At 61.8% G+C, this 3,769-nt stretch carries 3 protein-coding genes and 1 pseudogene; 3 read left to right on the forward strand and 1 reads right to left on the reverse strand.

What is annotated here, in order from left to right:
- Window positions 1–120: pseudogene (gene tnpB / locus O7A70_RS34430) on the reverse strand (IS66 family insertion sequence element accessory protein TnpB); the annotation flags it as partial.
- Window positions 121–481: 361 nt separating this feature from the next.
- Here tnpB and O7A70_RS33525 point away from each other — a divergent pair.
- Genes O7A70_RS33525 through O7A70_RS33535 form a run of 3 tightly spaced genes read left to right on the forward strand, consistent with a single transcriptional unit; the run spans window position 482 to window position 3,470 of the window.
- Window positions 482–1,537: a site-specific integrase gene (locus O7A70_RS33525; protein ID WP_337144163.1), complete on the forward strand. Its 1,056-nt coding sequence runs from the start codon at window positions 482–484 to the stop codon at window positions 1,535–1,537.
- Window positions 1,534–2,466: a tyrosine-type recombinase/integrase gene (locus tag O7A70_RS33530; RefSeq protein ID WP_337144164.1), complete on the forward strand. Its 933-nt coding sequence runs from the start codon at window positions 1,534–1,536 to the stop codon at window positions 2,464–2,466. Before O7A70_RS33525 ends, O7A70_RS33530 begins: the two co-directional genes overlap by 4 nt.
- The gene (locus O7A70_RS33535) at window positions 2,463–3,470 is read left to right on the forward strand and encodes a tyrosine-type recombinase/integrase (RefSeq protein WP_337144165.1); all 1,008 of its coding nucleotides are present in this window, start codon (window positions 2,463–2,465) and stop codon (window positions 3,468–3,470) included. The genes O7A70_RS33530 and O7A70_RS33535 overlap by 4 nt, the downstream gene beginning before the upstream one ends.
- Window positions 3,471–3,769: the final 299 nt, after the last annotated feature.

Here is a 3,769-nt window from a genome sequence, read left to right on the forward strand (position 1 = left end):
GATGGCAGGCCAGCAGAACTTCCCGTCCTCCAGGCGCTTCGCCAGCAGGCACACGCCGGTGCCGTCGAAGTAGACCAGCTTGACCCGGTCGGCGCGCTTGGCCCTGAAGACGTAGACCGCGCCGGAGTGCGGTTAGGTGGCGCGCCACCTAACCGTTCTTATGTGTTGCACGAGATTATGTGGCGGGGGCCTCCTGATGCCAGCCTGGGCCGGCAAAGACTGCAATTCTCCGCCACATAATATTCCTACCTCTCGGATGGGTGCGGGATTCCCCTGCGCCCCTATTTCGGAGGGGCAATATGCTCGAGTTGTATTTTTCGTATAAAGGGGTGCTCAAGCGCCTACGTAGCGGTGCGCTTGGTGACGAGATGGACCGTCTTGCGGAGCATTTCTTCACGCTTGGTTACAAGCGAGCGTCGGCCAAGAGTTATCTGAGCCGGATTGCGCATTTAGCCAGTTTGCCAGGACGCGCTGCGGTCCGATGCCGATCCATCAAGATGTCGTCGATAGCTATTTGCGCACGTTTACTACGGATACTCCGCGCATTGGTGCAGTATCGGCGCTAGGACACGCACGGCGAGTGGCTCCGGAGCGGTTCATTATTTCTATTCCAAGTGAAGAGGCTGATCCCGATGCTCCGCTTCTGGCCTACTTTTCGGACTATCTGCATAGGGTACGGGGGCTGGAGCCTAAGACCCGCGAAGGCGTTCTTCTGGGCGGCCGCCGCTTTCTGGATTGGTTCCGCCATCACCATCTCGGCCATGACCTCGAGGCGTTGACGGCTGAGCAGGTCCTTGCTGCTGTCGAGCATCGGCTGTCACTATCGGCGACCTCCAGCAGCCGCACGGCAGCGACTTCTCACATTCGAACATTTCTTCGGTTCTTGTATTGGGCCGGCCACCATCGCCAAGATCTCGCCCGCGTTGTCCCAAGGACGCCCTCTTGGCGTTTAGCACATTTGCCGCCGCGCCTTGCATGGGATGACGTTCGGCAGGCGATCGATGCGATCGGCGCAACGACACCGGTCGACATCCGCGATCGAGCCGTCCTGCTGCTGCTGGCCACCACGGGCATTCGCAACGGCGAGTTACGCGCCATTCGGCTGAAGGATATCGACTGGCGTACTGGCGAGGTTTTTGTCCGGCGCACTAAGGGCAAGCGTGATCGGGTGGTGCCACTCCTCGAGGAGACCGGCGCCGCACTCGCCGATTACATCCTGCGCGCTCGACCGAAGTTGGATAGTCCTTATTTGTTCCTGTCCTTCGCGCCGCCGCTGGGGCCGTTCAAGTGCGCGTCGCCTGTTTCGAGGATCGTGCGGAAGCGGTTGCGGCATGGCGGGGTCGAACTCGGGCGGGTCGCAGGTGCGCATCTCCTGCGCCACAGCCTTGCCACCCAGCTCGTCAGGCAGCGAAGGCCAATCAACGAGGTCGCCGATCTTCTTGGCCACCGGAGCATCAATACAACGGCGCTGTACGTGAAGGTTGCGGCCTCGCAACTCGCCGAGGTCGCACTCCCGTTTCCGGGAGGCGCGGCATGACCGCCTTTACCCAATTCCTCGGCGAGAAGGCCGAGCGTTACATCAAACTGCGCCAGTCGCTCGGCTACTCTTTCAGCAAACAAGCCGCCACGTTGCGGGCTTTCGTCCGCTACGTTGAACACGCTCAGTTCGATGCGCCCGCCACCCGGACGATGGCGCTGGACTTCATCCTGTCGTTCGGTGGCGCCGCCAACAGCCGCACCACTCGTCACGGCGTGCTCCGCCGATTCTACGAGTATCTCACCATCTATGACGCCCAAACCGAGGCCTTGGAGCGCAGAGTATTCCCCAGATCCAGGGCAATTCCGCCGCCGCGGATCCTCAGCGAGTCAGAGTTGGCGTCGCTCATCGACGCATGTGCGCGCATTTCGCCAGGCATCCCTCTCAGGGGGCGGACGATGGCAACGCTGATCGGATTGTTGGCAAGCTCGGGACTGCGATCTGGCGAAGTGGTCAGGCTTGATCGTTCCGACGTCGATCTGACCAGCGGGGTGCTTCTGGTTCGGAAGACGAAGTTCCGCAAGGACCGTCTCGTTCCAGTTCATACGACGACCCAGGCTGCCCTTCGCCACTACGCCCGTGAGCGTGACGCCGCCTTTCCCACGCCCAAGGACCAGGGCTTCTTCCTCAGCTCTCGTGGCAACCGCCTCTCGGCGACAGGCCTGCAAAACGGTTTTGCCGAGGTCCGCAAGCTCGCCGGCCTTGATGGCGGTAAGCCCTTAAGGCCGCACGATCTCAGGCACCGGTTCGCCGTGACCCGCCTCAGCTTCTGGCATCAACAGCGTGCAGACGTTCAGGCGTTGCTCCCGTTGCTCGCCACCTATCTCGGCCACGCCAGCTACAGCGATACAGCCTACTACCTCACTGGTTCGGCGGATCTTCTCGCCATTGCGGCGGACCGCGCTTTCCTCGATGGAGGTGCAGCATGAGCGAACATCTGCTCCTGGCGCCGCTCCTGGAATCCTACTTTCGCCGGCGCTTGACCAAGCAGCGCAACGCCACTCCCGCGACTGTCGCGAGCTATCGCGACGCCTTGCGCATGCTGATCCTCTTTGCCGCCACCAGGTTGCGGAAGAGGCCGGCGGCGTTGGTGCTCGAAGATCTCGATCGAGACCTCATTCTCGCCTTTCTCGACGAACTCGAGGAGAAGCGCAACAACACCGTCGCCACGCGCAATGCCCGACTAGCTGCGATACGATCTTTCTTCCACCATGTGGCAGCGGCCGACCCGGCGTCCTTTGGTGTCGCGCAACGCGTTTTGACGATTCCCACAAAACGGGCGCACATTGAGGTGACGCGCCACCTCACCAACGCAGAAGTGGACGCAATCATTGCAGCGCCCGATCAGAGGACGCCCCGTGGTCGGCGCGACCGCGCGTTTCTGCTGTTCCTGGCGCGGACCGGCGCGCGGGTCTCCGAAGCCATCAGTGTCAATGCTGACGACCTTCAGTTGGAACGCCCGCGTTCGCAGGTGCTGTTGCACGGTAAGGGGCGCAGAGATCGCGTCATCCCCGTTCCTCAGGATCTGGCGAGAGCGGTGGCGGCCTTGTTGCGCGAACGCGGTATCGCCAACCACGAACCACGACCGATCTTTGTCGGCGCCCACAATGAGCGCCTGACGCGCTTCGGGGCGACCCACATCGTACGACGAGCGGCGGCCAAGGCAGTGGCCATAAGGCCGGACTTGGCCGAGAAGCCCATATCGCCACACATCTTCTGGCACTCCCTTGCCATGAAGCTTCTCCAGTCCGGCGTGGATCTTTTGACGATTCAAGCCTGGCTCGGGCACGCACAGGTCGCCACCACCCACCGCTATGCCGCCGCGGATGTCGAGATGATGCGCAACGGACTCGAAAAGGCGGGCATCGAGGGCAATTACGGGGCCCGCTTCCGGCCCACCGATGCCGTTCTGCAACTGCTGAACAGCATCTAAGCTAAAACATTATGTGGCGGAGCATGCCAGATTTGGCAGACCCCGGCTGGCGCTAGGATGGCTCCGCCACATAATCTCACCCGATGCATAAGAACGGATCGGCGCCCATCGTGTCGCGCACCAGCGCCGCCAGGCCCTCGGCCCCCTTGCGGTTATGCGGAGCTCCGCATAACCGCAATTATGTGGAGCGCTGGATTATGCAGAGTCCGCGGCGGCAATTCCTTGCCGCCTAAGGTATTTGAGCAGCGATCACTCGACATAATCTGCCGATCGGCTGACGGACTTCAGCATGGCCAGCA

Source organism: Mesorhizobium sp. Cs1299R1N1 (assembly GCF_037179655.1).
GTDB classification, from domain to species: Bacteria; Pseudomonadota; Alphaproteobacteria; order Rhizobiales; family Rhizobiaceae; genus Mesorhizobium; species Mesorhizobium salmacidum.

Bases quoted from the DNA above. Each gene is read 5' to 3' on its own strand.
- O7A70_RS33525 (WP_337144163.1), top strand. From the start codon at position 482: ATGCCGATCCATCAAGATGTCGTCGATAGCTATTTGCGCACGTTTACT.
- O7A70_RS33530 (WP_337144164.1), top strand. From the start codon at position 1,534: ATGACCGCCTTTACCCAATTCCTCGGCGAGAAGGCCGAGCGTTACATC.
- O7A70_RS33535 (WP_337144165.1), top strand. From the start codon at position 2,463: ATGAGCGAACATCTGCTCCTGGCGCCGCTCCTGGAATCCTACTTTCGC.